We start from the raw sequence: 13,673 nt of genomic DNA on the forward strand, positions 1-13,673 counted from the left end.
TACTGCCCCGGTGGGACGAGAGGTCAGTTACGAAGACGCGGTAAAGCTCCTCGGCGGCGACGCCGCCCAGATAGCGAAGCTGGTCGACACCCTCACGGGTGCCGGCCTGCTCGCGTTGCTGGGCCCGTTCCGCGACGTGCTGGGCTGGTTCGACGCCAAGGCCGAGCTGGCCAAGGTGACCGAGCGCCTGGTGACGAGCCTCGCCGAGAAACGTTCGAAGCTGTCCCGGTACGAGCGCACCGAGCGCCTGCAGGCGGCGCACGCGGCGCTGGCCCTGACCGCGTTCTTCGAGGCGCGTCCGAGGCCGACTGGCCGTTCCCCTACCGCGACCTGGAACTCACCGCCGACGAACAGAGGGCCCTGGGCAGTCTCGATGACGGTGCCGTGGCCGGCTGGAGTGCGCCGGTACCCGGCCCGGCCGAGTCGCATGAGGAGTTCCGCGCCCGCCTGAAGGACTACTACGGTGCCCTCTCGATCCAGGTGTACAACTTCACGGTCGGGCTCATGGTCTGGGAGCGCATCGACCGGCCGGCGCAGGTGCGGGTCTCGCAGCTGATCGGCAGCGTGCCGGAGGCGGCCCAGGCCCGGTTCGACAGCCTGCTCGGCAAGCTCGCCGCCGACTTCCCGGAGGTCGCCTTCTGGGCCGGCATGCGGGAGCAGACCGCCGTGCACGCCCGGCTCCGCGACGTCACGACCGGCCTCGACGAACTGCGCGACACTCTCGACGCGATCGCCGCGGGGAGCCGGCCCGACGAGCGCCGTCGCGAGCTCGCTCTGCGCTACGGCGCCGCGCTGCGCCGGCCGATCGCCGAGTCCGGCGAGGTGCCCGCCGGGCTGCGGGTGCCGCTGCTCGGCGAGGCCTTCCTGCCGCAGCTCTTCCGGTCCGTGGTCGTCGCCGACCACGACCAGCTGAGCAGCGAGGACTGGTGGGAGGAGAAGCCGGTCCGGGAAGACCTGATGGCCTTCCTCGCCGGGCATCTCACCTCCGCGGCGGCCATCCAGGATGACCACCGGCAACGCGTCGGTCGTCACCAGCCGGACGAGCGTCGCCGACCGCGCCAGCACGCCGGCTGGTTCGGTCGCCGTCCGTCTCGAACCCTTCGACCGGCACCGGGTTGCTGCCTGGCTCGATGTCTGGAACTCGGTCAACGCCGACCGCTTCGTCGCGGGCCCGGACGAGCCGCTCAGCTTCGAGACGGTCATGCGGTACGAACACCTCGCCACTCAGCCGCTGCTGTTGTTGATGCTCGCGCTCTACGACGCCGAGGGCAACGCCCTGCTGAAGGCCGGGTTCCTGCGCACCGACGAGCTCTACGAGCAGTTGCTGGCCCGCTTCGCCCGGCGGGAGGTGACCAAGCTCGCCGACGGCCTGCCGCCGCGGGAGCGGGACAAGCGGGTCGAGGCCGAGCTGCGCAAACTCAGCGTCGTAGCGTTCGCCATGTTCAACCGCGACGCCCAGTGGGTCACCGAGACCCAGCTCGAAGCGGATCTGCACGCCCTGCCCGGCCTGACCGGTGCCGTCGCGCCGGAGGCGTCCCCGTCCGACCTCCGGGCGCCGCTGCGGCCGGCCGAGCTGGCGCTGGGATCGTTCTTCTTCGTGCACCGGGCGCGGGCCTCGCGCGACGGCGTGTCCCTGGAGACCTACGAGTTCCTGCACGCCACGTTCGGCGAGTTCCTGGTCGCCCGCCTGATCCACGGCGTCGTCGGCAGCCTCATCGCCCGCGAACGCGCCTCGACCTTCCCGTCCGGCGCGGCCGTGGACGACGACCTGCTCTACACGCTGCTCTCGTTCGCGCCGCTCAGTGGCCGGCGCCAGGCCGTCGACTTCCTCCGTGGCATCGTGAAGGCCGGTTCGGAGGATGACCGCGCCGACTGGGCGGATCTGGTCGCTCGCCTCTTCCGGTCGGCGACGCTGCCCCGCCCGCCGCGAGCCTTCGAGGAGTACGCACCCAAGCGGCTACCGGTCCTGTCCCGGCTGGCCGCCTACACCTCCAACCTGCTGCTTCTCGCACTGTGCGCGGGTCATACCACAGTGGTGCGGCTCTTCGGCGGCCGAGCGGACGACGAGAATCAGGACTTGGGAGCCTGGCGCGGCATGTGCCTGTTCTGGCGTTCCCAGGATGCCGGTTCCGGGTGGGCCGGCCTGCTGGACCAGGTGACGGTCGATCGGGTTCGCCGCGGGTCATGCGTCGACGTCGCGCTGTCGCTCGACAGCCCCGCGGGCGCGAACTTCCCGCTGGTCGACATGGAATGGCTGCATCGAGGCGACAGCGGCGGGACGAATCGTTTCTCTGCTTTCGGCGATCGATTGGGGATGCTTCGCCGGGAAGCCCGCTTCACCTGTGACCTCGCGGCCGATCTTCAGCAGCACGCGCTGGAGCCGCTCGTCCGGGCGGGGCTGGAGACCGCCGGGAACGTCGTCCATGATTCTCCGGAGGCTGGTTTCGCCAGCCCGCTCAGCAGGTTCATGCAGATCGTGACAGCCGACTCGTTGCCAGTGTCCGCGCGGGAGAAGCTCTACCGTGCGTCCCTGAAGGCTGCGACCGCTATCCGCACATCATCGATCAGTTACTCCGGCAGATGACGCACGACATCGAGATCGAAGCGCCCCTGGTCGAGGAGATCCTCGGCAACCTCTGGGCCGGCACCAGTCAGCTCGCGACGGTCCGCTGTGCGCTCGCCCATCTCGACCCGGGCCACCACCCGGAGGCCAGCAGGGGCCTCGCCGAATACATCAGTCACAGCCTCGACGACAGTGTCGGTAGCTGGACCGAGCTCGAGGCGGAGGCCGCCATCAGGCTCGCCGAGCTGGGTCTTCCCTCGCCGGCGATAAGCGGCGTGGACGCCGAGCGAATTCTGCTCACACACCGATCCAGGCGCCCCGATCTCGTCGACCGCATTCGGATTCTGGTCGGAGACGATCGCTGAGGGCCCGAGCCACGCCCGGGCTCTCGGGGATCAGCGCGCGACCTTCACCGGGTTGACGTGCCAGATCTCCGCGGCGTAGTCGCGGACCGTGCGGTCGGCCGAGAAGAAGCCGCTTCGGGCCGTGTTCAGGATCGACTTGCGGGTCCACGTCTCGGTGTCCTGCCACGCCACGTCCACCTCGTCCTGGGCGTCCACGTAGGCGCGGTAGTCGGCCAGCGTCAGGTACTCGTCGGAGTTCAGCAGGGACTCGCCGACCTCGCGGCCGATGCCCAGGAACTTGCCGTCCAGGATCGAGTCCAGGGCGTGCCGCAGCTCGGCGTCGCGGTCGTAGTGGTCGCGCGGCCGGTAGCCGTTCTCCTTCAGGGCCACCGCGGCCGGCGTGTCCAGGCCGAACAGGAAGAAGTTGTCGCCGCCCACCCGGTCGCGGATCTCGATGTTGGCGCCGTCCAGGGTGCCGATCGTCAGGGCGCCGTTCAGGGCCAGCTTCATGTTGCCGGTGCCGGAGGCCTCCTTACCGGCCATCGAGATCTGCTCGCTCAGGTCGGCGGCCGGGATGATCAGCGAACCGAGGGTGACGTTGTAGTTGGCCGGGAAGACCACCTTCAGGTACGGCGAGACGGCCGGGTCGGCGTCGATCACGGCGGCTACCGCGTTGATCAGGCGGATGATGTGTTTCGCCGCGTGGTAGGCGGGGGCCGCCTTGCCGGCGAACAGGACCGTGCGGGGCACGTACGCCTGGCCGGGGTTGGCCTTGATGCGGTGGTACATGGTGATGATGTGCAGCAGCTTGAGCTGCTGGCGCTTGTACTCGTGGAAGCGCTTGATCATCACGTCGGTGAGCGAGTCGGGGTCGCCGAGGCCGAGGCGGACCTTGTTGGCCTGCTTGACCGCGCGCCACCGGGCCTGGAACGACGCGTCGTCGGCCAGGGCCTCGAGGCCGGCCAGCCGGTCCAGGTCGTCGATCCACTCGTCGCCGCCGAGGCCCTCGGTGATCAGCGAGGACAGGGTGGGGTTCGCGATCCTGATGAAGCGGCGCGGCGAGATGCCGTTGGTGACGTTGTGGAACTTGTCGGGCCAGAGTTCGGCGAAATCACGCAACGTGGTCGAGGCCAGCAACTCGGAGTGGAGTTCGGCCACGCCGTTGACGGCCTGCGTGCCGACCACGGCCAGGTTGGCCATCCGTACGCGTCGCTCCGGCTCTTCCTGGATGAGCGACATCCGGCGTACGCGATCGGCGTCGCCGGGGAAAGCCTCGCGCACCTCAGCCAGGAAGTGCTCGTTGATCGTGTAGATGATCTCCAGGTGGCGGGGGAGCAGCCGCTCGAACATCGGGACCGGCCAGGTCTCCAGGGCCTCGGGCAGCAGGGTGTGGCAGGTGTAGGCGAAGGTCTGCCGCACCAGCGCCCAGGCCAGGTCCCAGTTGAGGCCCTCCTCGTCGACGAGCAGGCGCATCAGCTCGGGGATGGCGAGCGTGGGGTGCGTGTCGTTGAGCTGGATGACCGTCTTCTTGGGGAAGTCGGCCCAGTCCGAATTGCGCAGCCGGAAGCGGCGGATGATGTCCCGCAGTGAGCAGGAGACCAGGAAGTACTGCTGCTTGAGGCGCAGTTCGCGGCCGGAGTCGGTGCTGTCGTCGGGGTAGAGCACCTTGCTGATGTTCTCGGCGTGCACAGCCTCGTCGACCGCCTCGGCGTACTGGCCGGCCGAGAAGCGGGACAGGTCGAACGACGACTCGCTGCCGCGGGCGCGCCACAGGCGCACGATGTTGACCGTGTCGGTGCCGTGCCCGGGCACCAGCATGTGGCTGGGCTCGCCGAGGACGACCTCACCGGGGATCCAGGTGGTCTTGCCGGCTTCGTCGCGCTCGGTGTGGCCGTAGAAGAAGACGGTCTGCTGGTCGTCGGGGGCCGGGAACTCCCACGGGTTGCCCTGGTAGGACCAGTCGTCCGGCTTCTCGACCTGAGCGCCGTCGGAGAACGTCTGCTTGAAGATGCCCAGGTCGTAGCGGATGCCGTAGCCGACCGCCGGAATGTCCAGGGTGGCCATCGCGTCGAGCAGGCAGGCCGCCAGCCGGCCGAGGCCGCCGTTGCCGAGGCCGGGCTCGACGTCCAGGCTCTCGACCTCGTCGGGGTCCATGCCGAGCTGCTGGAGGGCGATCCGGGCGATCCGGTCGGTGCCGGAGTAGAGCATGTTCTGCTCGAGCTGCTTGCCGAGGAGGTATTCGGCGGACAGGTAGTAGACCCAGCGGGGGTTGGCGGCGTAGTGCGCGGCGGCGGTGCGGACCCGGCGCTCGGCCAGGCGGTCGCGGACGGTCAGGGCCAGAGTCTCGTACGCGTCCTGCGTGCTCGCCGACTCCACGGTGGTCCCGCGCCGGTAGTACAGGTTGCTCAGCAGGTCCTGCTCGAACTCGGCAGCCGAGGTGCCGAGCGGGCGCAGGCCCATCCCGTTGCGTACGTCCATGTCCGCACCCTTTCGCAGTCAGGTGTCCGGCAGCTGTCAGTTGTGTGCCGGTTGTAATGCGATGTCATCGCTGTAGAGCTCGGCGTCGTGCGTGCCTCGGCGCTTCGCCGCGTACATCGCCAGGTCTGCCTGGTGAAGTAGATCGGTCACGCTGGTGCACGTTTTAGGAACCGCGATGCCGATACTTGCTCGGATGTGCAACTCCCGGCCATCCACTGTGATCGGTTCGGCGATCGCGGCCAGCAGATCCTCGGCGACGTCGACCGCGGCGGCCTGGTCGGCCGAGGGCAGCGCGACGGCGAACTCGTCACCGCCGAGCCGGCCGGCGAAGCCGGCGCGTTCGAGCACCCGGGCGACGGCGACCAGGACGGCATCGCCGTACCGGTGGCCGTGGGTGTCGTTGATCGGTTTGAAGCCGTCCAGGTCGATGAAGAGCACGGCCGGAGGGCGTTCCATGCTCTCCAGCTCGGCGAGGAACGCGGACCGGTTGATCAGCCCGGTGAGCTGGTCGTGCCGGGCGTCGTAGGCGAGTCGCTGCTGGGCCTTGCGACGTTCGGTGACGTCGCGCACCGTGGCGACGATGCCGCCGACGGCCGGCTTGTCGCGGAAGTCCCGGATGAAGATCTCGGTCCACCGCCAGCCGCCGTCCCGGTGCCTGATCCGGACGTGGTAGGTGATGCCCTCCGGCGTGTGGTGCACCCGTTCCAGCGCGTCGACCACGGTGGGGATGTCGTCGGGGTGCACGTGCAGGGGATAGTCGCCGTGGTCGTAGTGGTCGACCGGGTAGCCGGTGAGTTTCTCCACGGCCGGGCTGACGTAGGTCGGGCTGCCGCCCGGCCCGAGCACGCAGAGCACGTCGGCGGAGTCCTGCACGAGGATCCGGAAGCGTTCCTCCCGGTCGCGCAGCCGCACCTCGGCCGCCTCGCGTTCCTCGGCGCTCTGGCCGATCGCCCGGATGAACATGCCGGTGAGCACGAGCCCGAGGAATCCGGCCGCCTGCGCCATGGTGGGCGTCAGGTAGCACTCGATCCAGCCGAGCGCGATGCCGGCCTGCCCGGCCAGGATGACGCCGATCGACCAGGCCAGGACCGGCCGCCACACGAAGGCGCCCAGGTTGCGGATCTGGTAGGTGACGACCAGGGCGAAGACGAGGGGCAGCACCGGACCCCAGCCGAGCGCATAGATGATCCAACCGCACAGGACCACGTTGACGATCGCCGTCGTGGATCGCCAGGGGCCACGTTTCTGCCAGGCCAGGACCTTCGGCTCGGTGCAGATGATGATCAGCAACAGCGGCGCGAGGGTGACCCACAGCGATGAGGGGCCGGCCCAGCCGCGCGGGTGCAGCAGCGCGATCACGACGATGGCGATGAGCGGCTCGAACGCCCGCGCGAGGAAGGGTGGCAGCCGTCTACTGCCTCGGGTCCTCGTCACGGGGTCTTTGATCGGTCCCGCCCGGAGCGATCCAAGAGGATCGGCGGCGGGTGACCGAAATCCCAAACCCCAGAAGATGAGGGTACGGGCATGCGAAGTCACGTGGCACCCGGCCAGCCGGGCGGCCGGTCCGGGCCGTTCCCGGCCACCGGCGGCCCGCGGGGCCGTGCAATTCGGGAGTCACCGCGAGGGGGTCGTTCCTGCTGCTCGTCCGGTGAGCAGGGGCAGCCACACCTCGTCCACGATCTCGACGATCGCCTCGTCCGGCACCGGGCGCAGGGTCATCAGCATGTCGTGCCGCAGCAGATCGAACGGCAGATTGACCACTCGGGCCGAGCGCCGCCCGGCCGGCAGCTCCCCGCGCTCGACCGCGCGCTCGACGATCATCGCGGCGCCGGTCTTCCGGCCCGGCACGCCCAGGGTTTCGCGGAGGTCGCTGAAGCTGGTGCCGGTCTCCCGGAAGTAGTCGGTCAGCTGCACGCTGAGCAGCGTGATCATGCGCGACCGGCCGGCGACGGCGTTGCGCAGGTAGCCGATCGCGTCGTCGCGCAGGCTGCCGGTGTCCGGCACCGGGACCGGCTGCGCGATCCAGAACTTCCGGAGCGTGGCGAGCAGCAGGTCGCCGCGCTGCGGCCAGCGCCGGTAGAGCACCGGCCGGCTGGTGCCGGCCCGGGCGGCGACGGCCTCGTAGGTGAAGCCGGAATAGGCCTGTTCGGTCAGCACCTCCCAGGCGGCGTCGAGGATCGCCTCTTCCAGCTCGGTGCCCCGCCGGCGTTGCTGCTTAAGACTCACTTGCGTATCTTACCGCGCCGACGTACCGTGGCAAACGTTAGATACAGTCGCGTACCTTAAGGTGGCTCCGATGCCCATCGAACGAACCGCACTGCGCACCGCCATCGCGGTGCTCGTCGGCGGCGTGGCGGTGATCCTCGACTCGACGATCGTCAGTGTCGCCCTGCACGAGCTGGCCGCCGACCTGAACGCCGACGTCAGCACCATCCAATGGGTCAGCACCGCCTACCTGCTGGCACTCGGCGTGGTGATTCCCGTGGTCGGCTGGTTGCAGAGCCACCTGGGCGCCAAGAAGCTGTGGATGGCCGCGCTCGCGGTCTTCCTGCTCGGCTCGGTGCTCTGCTCGTTCGCCTGGGACGCTCCGAGCCTGATCGCGTTCCGTGTCGTCCAGGGCGTGGGCGGCGGCGCCATGATGCCGCTGATGATGACCATGATCATGCAGGCCGCCACCGGCCCCGACCGGGCCCGGCTGATGTCCACGGTCGCCCTGCCGGCCGCGGTCGGCCCGATCCTCGGCCCGGTGATCGGCGGCCTGATCCTGGGCGCCGGCGACTGGCGCTGGCTGTTCCTGGTGAACGTGCCGCTCTGCCTGGCCGGCCTGTTCCTCGCGGGGCGGATGATTCCCGCCGACGCTCCGGGCCGCAAGGTCCGCCTAGACGTCGTCGGCCTGGTCCTGCTGTCCCCGGCCCTGGTGGCGCTGCTGTGGGGGCTGTCCAACGTGAGCGGCGGCGGTGGTTTCGCCCAGGTCGACGTCCTGCTTCCGCTGATCGGGGGAGCGCTGCTGCTGGCCGGTTTCATCGGGTGGGCGCTGCGCCGCCGCGGTGACGCCCTGGTCGACCTCGAAGTGCTGCGGTCCCGCCCGACCTGGGCGGCCACCACGCTGATGTTCCTCTCCGGCGCCTCGCTGTACGGCGCGATGCTGCTGCTGCCGCTCTACTGGCAGGAGCTGCGCGGCGAGACCGCCCTCGCGGCCGGCCTGCTGCTGATCCCGCAGGGCGTCGGCTCGCTGCTGAGCCGCACCGCCGCCGCGAAACTGATGGACCACGTCAGCGCCCGCTGGGTCGCGCTGATCGGCTTCGTGCTGGTCGGCGTCGCCACCGTGCCGTTCGCACTGGCCGGCGCCGACACCGCGACCTGGCCGCTGCTGGTGGCGCTCTTCGTCCGCGGACTCGGGATGGGCATGGTGATGATCCCGCTGATGACGGTCGCGTTCATCGGCCTCGAGCGGGAGAAGGTCCCGCACGCCAGCATCGTCACCCGCATCGCCCAGCAGGTCGGCGGCTCGGTCGGGGTCGCGCTGCTGGCCGTCATCCTGGCCACCGCGGCGACCGGCAACTCCCTGGCCGTCGCGTTCGACATCGCCTTCTGGTGGACGGTCGGCTTCACCGCGGTGGCGGTGCTGCTGTCCTTCCTGCTGCCCGGCCGGCCCGCCGCCGGCGCCACCCCGGTCGCACCGGAACCCGCGCTCGCGAAGGCCTGACATGCGAGCCGGCCCGGGGTAAGCCATCCTTGCTGATGAGCAAGTATCCTGGGCGGCCAGGTGGCCGCCGGTCACGCCGGCACCAGCTCGGGACCGAGAGGCGGACCACGACATGACTGCGGTTTCACGGCAGGGCGCGGACGAGGACCTACGAGCGTTGTCGGGGCAGTCCACCGCCGTCTTCGCGGCACTCACCGGGTCGGCCCACCGGGTCGAGACGGCGAACGCGGCGTTCCTCGCCACCGTCGGCGAGGAGCCGGCCCGGGCCGGCGGCGCCCTCGCGGATCTGCTGGACCAGGTCTTCCGCACGGGTGAGCCGCACGTCGGCCGGGACATCCCGGTCCGGCTCGGCACCCGGGAAGCCGTCTTCGACTTCACCGGCGAGCCGCGCCGGGATGCGGGCGGTGCGGTGACCGGGATCCATCTGATCGGCGTGGAGACGACTCAGATCAGGCACGCCCAGCGGCTGATGGCCGAACACCGCGCCCTGCTGGAGCAGATCGCGCGGCAGGCCCCGCTGGCCGACGTGCTGGACGGGATGGCCCGCTGCATCGAGCGGCTCGCACCGCAGGAGGTGCTCGTCTCGGTGCTGCTCGCCGACCCGGACGGCCGGCACCTGCGGCACGGCGCAGCGCCCAGCCTGCCCGTCTTCTACAACGAGGCCATCGACGGGATCGCCACCGGCGAGGGGGTCGGCTCCTGCGGCACCGCCGCCCACCGGCGGGAACCGGTCATCGTCACGGACATCGCCACCGACCCGTTCTGGGACGACTTCCGGGAGTTGGCCGGGCAGGCCGGAGTGGCCGCGTGCTGGTCCACGCCGATCCTGGCCCGCGACGGCGCTCTGCTCGGCACCTTCGCCATGTACCACCGGATCCCGCGCGTCCCGGAGGACAGCGACCTCGCCCTGGCCCGCGTCTTCGCCGGAACGGCGGCCCTGGCCATCGAACGCCATCACGACGAGCAGGCCCGGCTGGCCGCCGAGGCGCGCGCCAGGGCTGCCCTCGACGAACTGGCCACGGCGGTTCGCGCCGAGCAGGAGCTGCGGGCCGCCGCCGAGCAGCGCGCCACGGCCGCCGCGGAACTCGCCGACCGGATGCGTACGGCCGCGGCCGCCCAGGCGGCCCGGCCGCACCCCGAACGCTGCCAGCTCGGCGGCTCGCCGGGGTGCACCGCGCCGGCCGAGATCAAGCTCGCCGACTCGTGGGGCGACGCGGCGTGGGGCTGCCCGGCCCATGTCGAGGAAGCCATCATCAACCTGCGCTCGGTGTTCATCGCCAGCGAGGAACTCGGCGGCCTGGCCGCCTACCTCAACCGCTGACCGCGCCGGGCGGAACCGGGTCGTCGCCGGCCGGGCCGGCCGGTAGCGTGCGCCGATGCGAGTGCGTGAGTTCCAGGAAGCCGATTGGGTGCGGGTGTGGCCGATCGTCCGCGACGTCGTGCGGGCCGCGGAGACCTTCGTCTACGACCCGGGCATGACCGAGGACCAGGCGCGTGCCGTCTGGGTCGAGGCGCCGCCGGGCCGGACCGTCGTCGCGGTGGACGGCGACCGGGTGCTCGGCACCGCGAAGATGGGCCCCAATCGCGGGGGCCCGGGCGCGCACATCTCCACCGCGAGCTTCATGGTGGCGGCCGGCGAACGCGGCCGCGGTGTCGGCGCCGCCCTCTGCCGCGACGCGATCGCGTGGGCCGAGACGCAGGGGTACGCCGGAATGCAGTTCAACGCGGTGGCCGAGTCGAACCGGTCGGCGGTCCAGCTGTACGAACGGCTTCCGGGTGCTCGGCACCGTCCCGCGGGCATTCGAGCATCCGGCCCTCGGCCGGGTCGGGCTGCACCTGATGTACCGGGAGTTCTGACCGTCCTGGCAAGACCGTCCACAATGCCCGCCAACGGAGTGATAGCGCAACTCTTGGTGGCCGCGCTGGGTGCGGCCGCCGTCATGACCGCGGTGGCCGGCGCGGCACCGGCCACCGCGGCCGAGGGGCGCTGCGGCGCGGCTCGACACCGCGCTGACGACCCCTTCTGGGACGATCTCTACCTGGACGCACGAGCGCCACGATCGGGCTCGAGAACGCGGGCGGCACGGACGGTTTCGGGTACGCGTACCAGACAAGCGCCGTCACCGACGGCAGCGGGGTGACCATGCACCCGCCGGCCGACCGCATCGCCGCGACCTGTCACCCACGACACCTTCGAGTCCTAGTCGATCTATAGGAAATGTGGTTATGGTGGGGCCGACACCGACTCGACCGGAAGGTCCCACCATGACCGTCACCGACGAACTGCTGGCCAACGCCGCCCGATACGCCGCCGACTTCGACAAGGGCACGCTGCCGCTGCCGCCGGCCAAGCACGTGGCGGTGCTCGCCTGCATGGACGCGCGCCTGAACCCGTACGGCCTGCTGGGTCTCTCCGAGGGTGACGCGCACGTCATCCGCAACGCCGGCGGGGTCGTCACCGCCGACGAGCTGCGCAGCCTGGCCATCAGTCAGCGCCTGCTGGGCACCACCGAGATCATTCTGATCCACCACACCGACTGCGGCATGCTGACCTTCACCGACGACGGCTTCAAGAACGCCATCGAGCAGGAGACCGGCATCCGCCCGCCGTGGGCGGCCGAGGCCTTCACCGACCTGGACGCCGACGTACGCCAGTCGGTCCGCCGCATCCTCGAGGACCCGTTCATCCCGGTGAAGTCCTCGGTCCGCGGCTTCGTCTACGAGGTCGAGACCGGCAAGCTCCGCGAGGTCCACTGATTGCCCACCCCCATCCATGGGTACGGGCGGGGCGTGGCTGAAGACGAAAACTCCTCCTTCCGTACGGTTCTCGTCGCGGTGATCGCCAACGCGGGGATCGCCGTGGCGAAGGTCGTGGCGGCGTTACTGACCGGATCGGCGTCGATGTGGGCCGAGGCCGCGCACTCGGTGGCCGACACCGGCAACGAGGTGCTGCTCTTCGTCGGGCTGCGGAAATCGGCGCGCGGTCCCGACGCGGAACGACCTTTCGGGTACGGGCAGGAGCGCTACTTCTGGGCGTTCCTCGCCGCGCTCGGCATCTTCCTGGTCGGCGGGACCCTGTCGATCGGGGAGGGTATTCGCAGCCTGCTGCTGCCCGAGCCGGTCGAGTCGCTGTGGGTCGGCGTCGCGGTGCTGCTGGTGGCGACCGTCTTCGAGGCGTACTCCTGGCACACCGCGCGCAAGCAGCTCAAGCAGGACGCCGCCGAACGGCAACGGTCCATGCGGGAGCACCTGGCGCGAGCCTCGGACCCCAGCGCCACCACCGTCTTCCTGGAGGACACCGCGGCGCTGGTCGGCCTGGCGGTGGCGCTCGCCGCGCTGCTGCTGCACGCGTGGACCGGCTGGGCGACCTGGGACGCGATCGGCAGCATCTTCATCGGCGTCCTGCTGATCGTGGTCGCGTTCCTGCTGGCCCGCCGTTCCAAGTCGCTGCTGCTGGAGGAGTCCGCCCCGGACGACGTGGTCGAGCCGATCCGGCAGCGGGTCGCCGCCGCGGACTGGGTCGGCGAGCCGGCCACCGTGCACGCGGTCTACGTCGGCCCGTCCAGCCTGCTGGTCAACATCCGGCTCACCCCCGACCAGCGGCACCGCGACGAGCCGGCCGCCGCCCTGATCGGCCAGGTCGACCGCCTGCGCGCCGAGCTGCTGGACGACCCGGCGATCGCCCAGGTCACGATCACCGTGACCGGTGCGGACCAGGGAGCGGTCGCCGCCTCCCAGTGACACTCTTGACGTGCCGGGCAAAGAAGTCGATCCTTCTGGGAGCGCTCCCAATCGACTTACGTCTATGAGGTGTCGACCGTGCCGCGAAGGTTCCTGCTCTCCGTCCTGCTCGCGGCCGCCGCCATCGTCGTGGCCGTGGCGCCGCCCGCCCAGGCCGCCACCCCCGTCCGCATCATGGCGCTCGGCGACTCGATCACCGCCGGCCCGGGTTGCTGGCGGGCCAAGCTCTGGCACCGGCTGCAGACATCCGGCTACACCGACATCGACTTCGTCGGCACCCAGTCCGACGGCGGCGGCTGCAACCCCGGCTACACCTACGACTTCGACCACGAGGGACACGGCGGCTACGCGGCCACCGGCATCGCCGCCAACGACCAGCTGCCACCGTGGCTGGCCGCCGCCCACCCGGACGTCGTGCTCATGCACCTGGGCACCAACGACATGTGGGGCGGCTACATCCCGCTGGCCGACAAGCTGACCGCGTTCACCAAGCTGGTCGGCCAGATGCGAGCCCAGAACCCGGCCATGAAGGTGGTCGTCGCGCAGATCATCCCGATGAGCGCGGCCGCCTGCGCCACCTGCCCCGCCGACGTGGCGGCACTGAACAACGCGATCCCGGCCTGGGCGGCCGGCCTGAGCACAGCGCAGTCGCCGATCACGGTAGCCGACCTGTGGACCGGCTACGACGCGGTAGCGGACAACGTCGACGGCGTACACCCGAACGACACCGGCTTCCAGAAGATGTCCGACGCCTGGTACCCCGCCCTGACCCGAACCCTGACCGGCAGCACAACACCAACGACCGCACCGACCACGGCTCCGACGACGGCTCCCACGACGA

General features: G+C 70.5%; 11 protein-coding genes and 2 pseudogenes. 10 read left to right on the forward strand and 3 right to left on the reverse strand.

Going from position 1 to position 13,673, the window contains the following annotated elements:
• The first annotated feature begins 10 nt into the window (after window positions 1-10).
• From Ato02nite_RS05205 to Ato02nite_RS05220, 4 genes and pseudogenes are all read left to right on the forward strand, one after another.
• The gene (locus Ato02nite_RS05205; RefSeq protein ID WP_213005201.1) at window positions 11-451 is read left to right on the forward strand and encodes an NACHT N-terminal helical domain 7-containing protein; all 441 of its coding nucleotides are present in this window, start codon (window positions 11-13) and stop codon (window positions 449-451) included.
• A pseudogene (locus Ato02nite_RS53200) lies at window positions 358-597 on the forward strand (NACHT N-terminal helical domain 7-containing protein); the annotation flags it as partial. The gene Ato02nite_RS05205 and the pseudogene Ato02nite_RS53200, both read left to right, overlap by 94 nt.
• 406 nt (window positions 598-1,003) lie before the next feature.
• A complete protein-coding gene (locus tag Ato02nite_RS05215; protein WP_213005203.1) occupies window positions 1,004-2,584 on the forward strand; it encodes an NACHT domain-containing protein in 1,581 nt (526 codons plus the stop codon).
• Window positions 2,581-2,928, forward strand: a complete 348-nt coding sequence (locus Ato02nite_RS05220; protein WP_213005204.1) for a hypothetical protein — start codon at window positions 2,581-2,583, stop codon at window positions 2,926-2,928. Before Ato02nite_RS05215 ends, Ato02nite_RS05220 begins: the two co-directional genes overlap by 4 nt.
• A 30-nt stretch (window positions 2,929-2,958) precedes the next feature.
• Here Ato02nite_RS05220 and Ato02nite_RS05225 read toward each other — a convergent pair whose 3' ends face one another.
• From Ato02nite_RS05225 to Ato02nite_RS05235, 3 genes are all read right to left on the reverse strand, one after another.
• Entirely contained in the window at window positions 2,959-5,385 is a 2,427-nt protein-coding gene (locus tag Ato02nite_RS05225; RefSeq protein WP_213005205.1) for a glycogen/starch/alpha-glucan phosphorylase, read from the reverse strand.
• Between the two features lie 36 nt (window positions 5,386-5,421).
• Window positions 5,422-6,819: a diguanylate cyclase domain-containing protein gene (locus Ato02nite_RS05230; RefSeq protein ID WP_213005206.1), complete on the reverse strand. Its 1,398-nt coding sequence runs from the start codon at window positions 6,817-6,819 to the stop codon at window positions 5,422-5,424.
• A 180-nt stretch (window positions 6,820-6,999) separates the two neighbouring features.
• Window positions 7,000-7,611, reverse strand: a complete 612-nt coding sequence (locus tag Ato02nite_RS05235) for a TetR/AcrR family transcriptional regulator (protein ID WP_213005207.1) — start codon at window positions 7,609-7,611, stop codon at window positions 7,000-7,002.
• A 70-nt stretch (window positions 7,612-7,681) separates the two neighbouring features.
• Between Ato02nite_RS05235 and Ato02nite_RS05240 the strand changes: the two genes are divergently transcribed.
• The 6 genes and pseudogenes from Ato02nite_RS05240 to Ato02nite_RS05265 all read left to right on the forward strand — a co-directional run.
• Entirely contained in the window at window positions 7,682-9,091 is a 1,410-nt protein-coding gene (locus tag Ato02nite_RS05240; RefSeq protein WP_213005208.1) for an MDR family MFS transporter, read from the forward strand.
• Between the two features lie 112 nt (window positions 9,092-9,203).
• Window positions 9,204-10,412 (forward strand): GAF domain-containing protein, encoded by a 1,209-nt coding sequence (locus tag Ato02nite_RS05245; RefSeq protein ID WP_213005209.1) that lies wholly within the window; start codon window positions 9,204-9,206, stop codon window positions 10,410-10,412.
• A gap of 55 nt (window positions 10,413-10,467) precedes the next feature.
• Window positions 10,468-10,948: pseudogene (locus Ato02nite_RS05250) on the forward strand (GNAT family N-acetyltransferase).
• Between the two features lie 408 nt (window positions 10,949-11,356).
• Window positions 11,357-11,848, forward strand: coding sequence for a beta-class carbonic anhydrase (locus Ato02nite_RS05255; protein ID WP_213005210.1), 492 nt, complete (start codon window positions 11,357-11,359; stop codon window positions 11,846-11,848).
• Between the two features lie 33 nt (window positions 11,849-11,881).
• The gene (locus Ato02nite_RS05260; protein ID WP_213005211.1) at window positions 11,882-12,832 is read left to right on the forward strand and encodes a cation diffusion facilitator family transporter; all 951 of its coding nucleotides are present in this window, start codon (window positions 11,882-11,884) and stop codon (window positions 12,830-12,832) included.
• 78 nt (window positions 12,833-12,910) lie between these two features.
• Window positions 12,911-13,673 (forward strand): SGNH/GDSL hydrolase family protein (locus Ato02nite_RS05265; protein WP_246606122.1); only part of this gene is annotated, 763 nt, incomplete at its 3' end.

It is taken from the genome of Paractinoplanes toevensis, assembly GCF_018332695.1.
Lineage (GTDB): Bacteria > Actinomycetota > Actinomycetes > Mycobacteriales > Micromonosporaceae > Actinoplanes > Actinoplanes toevensis.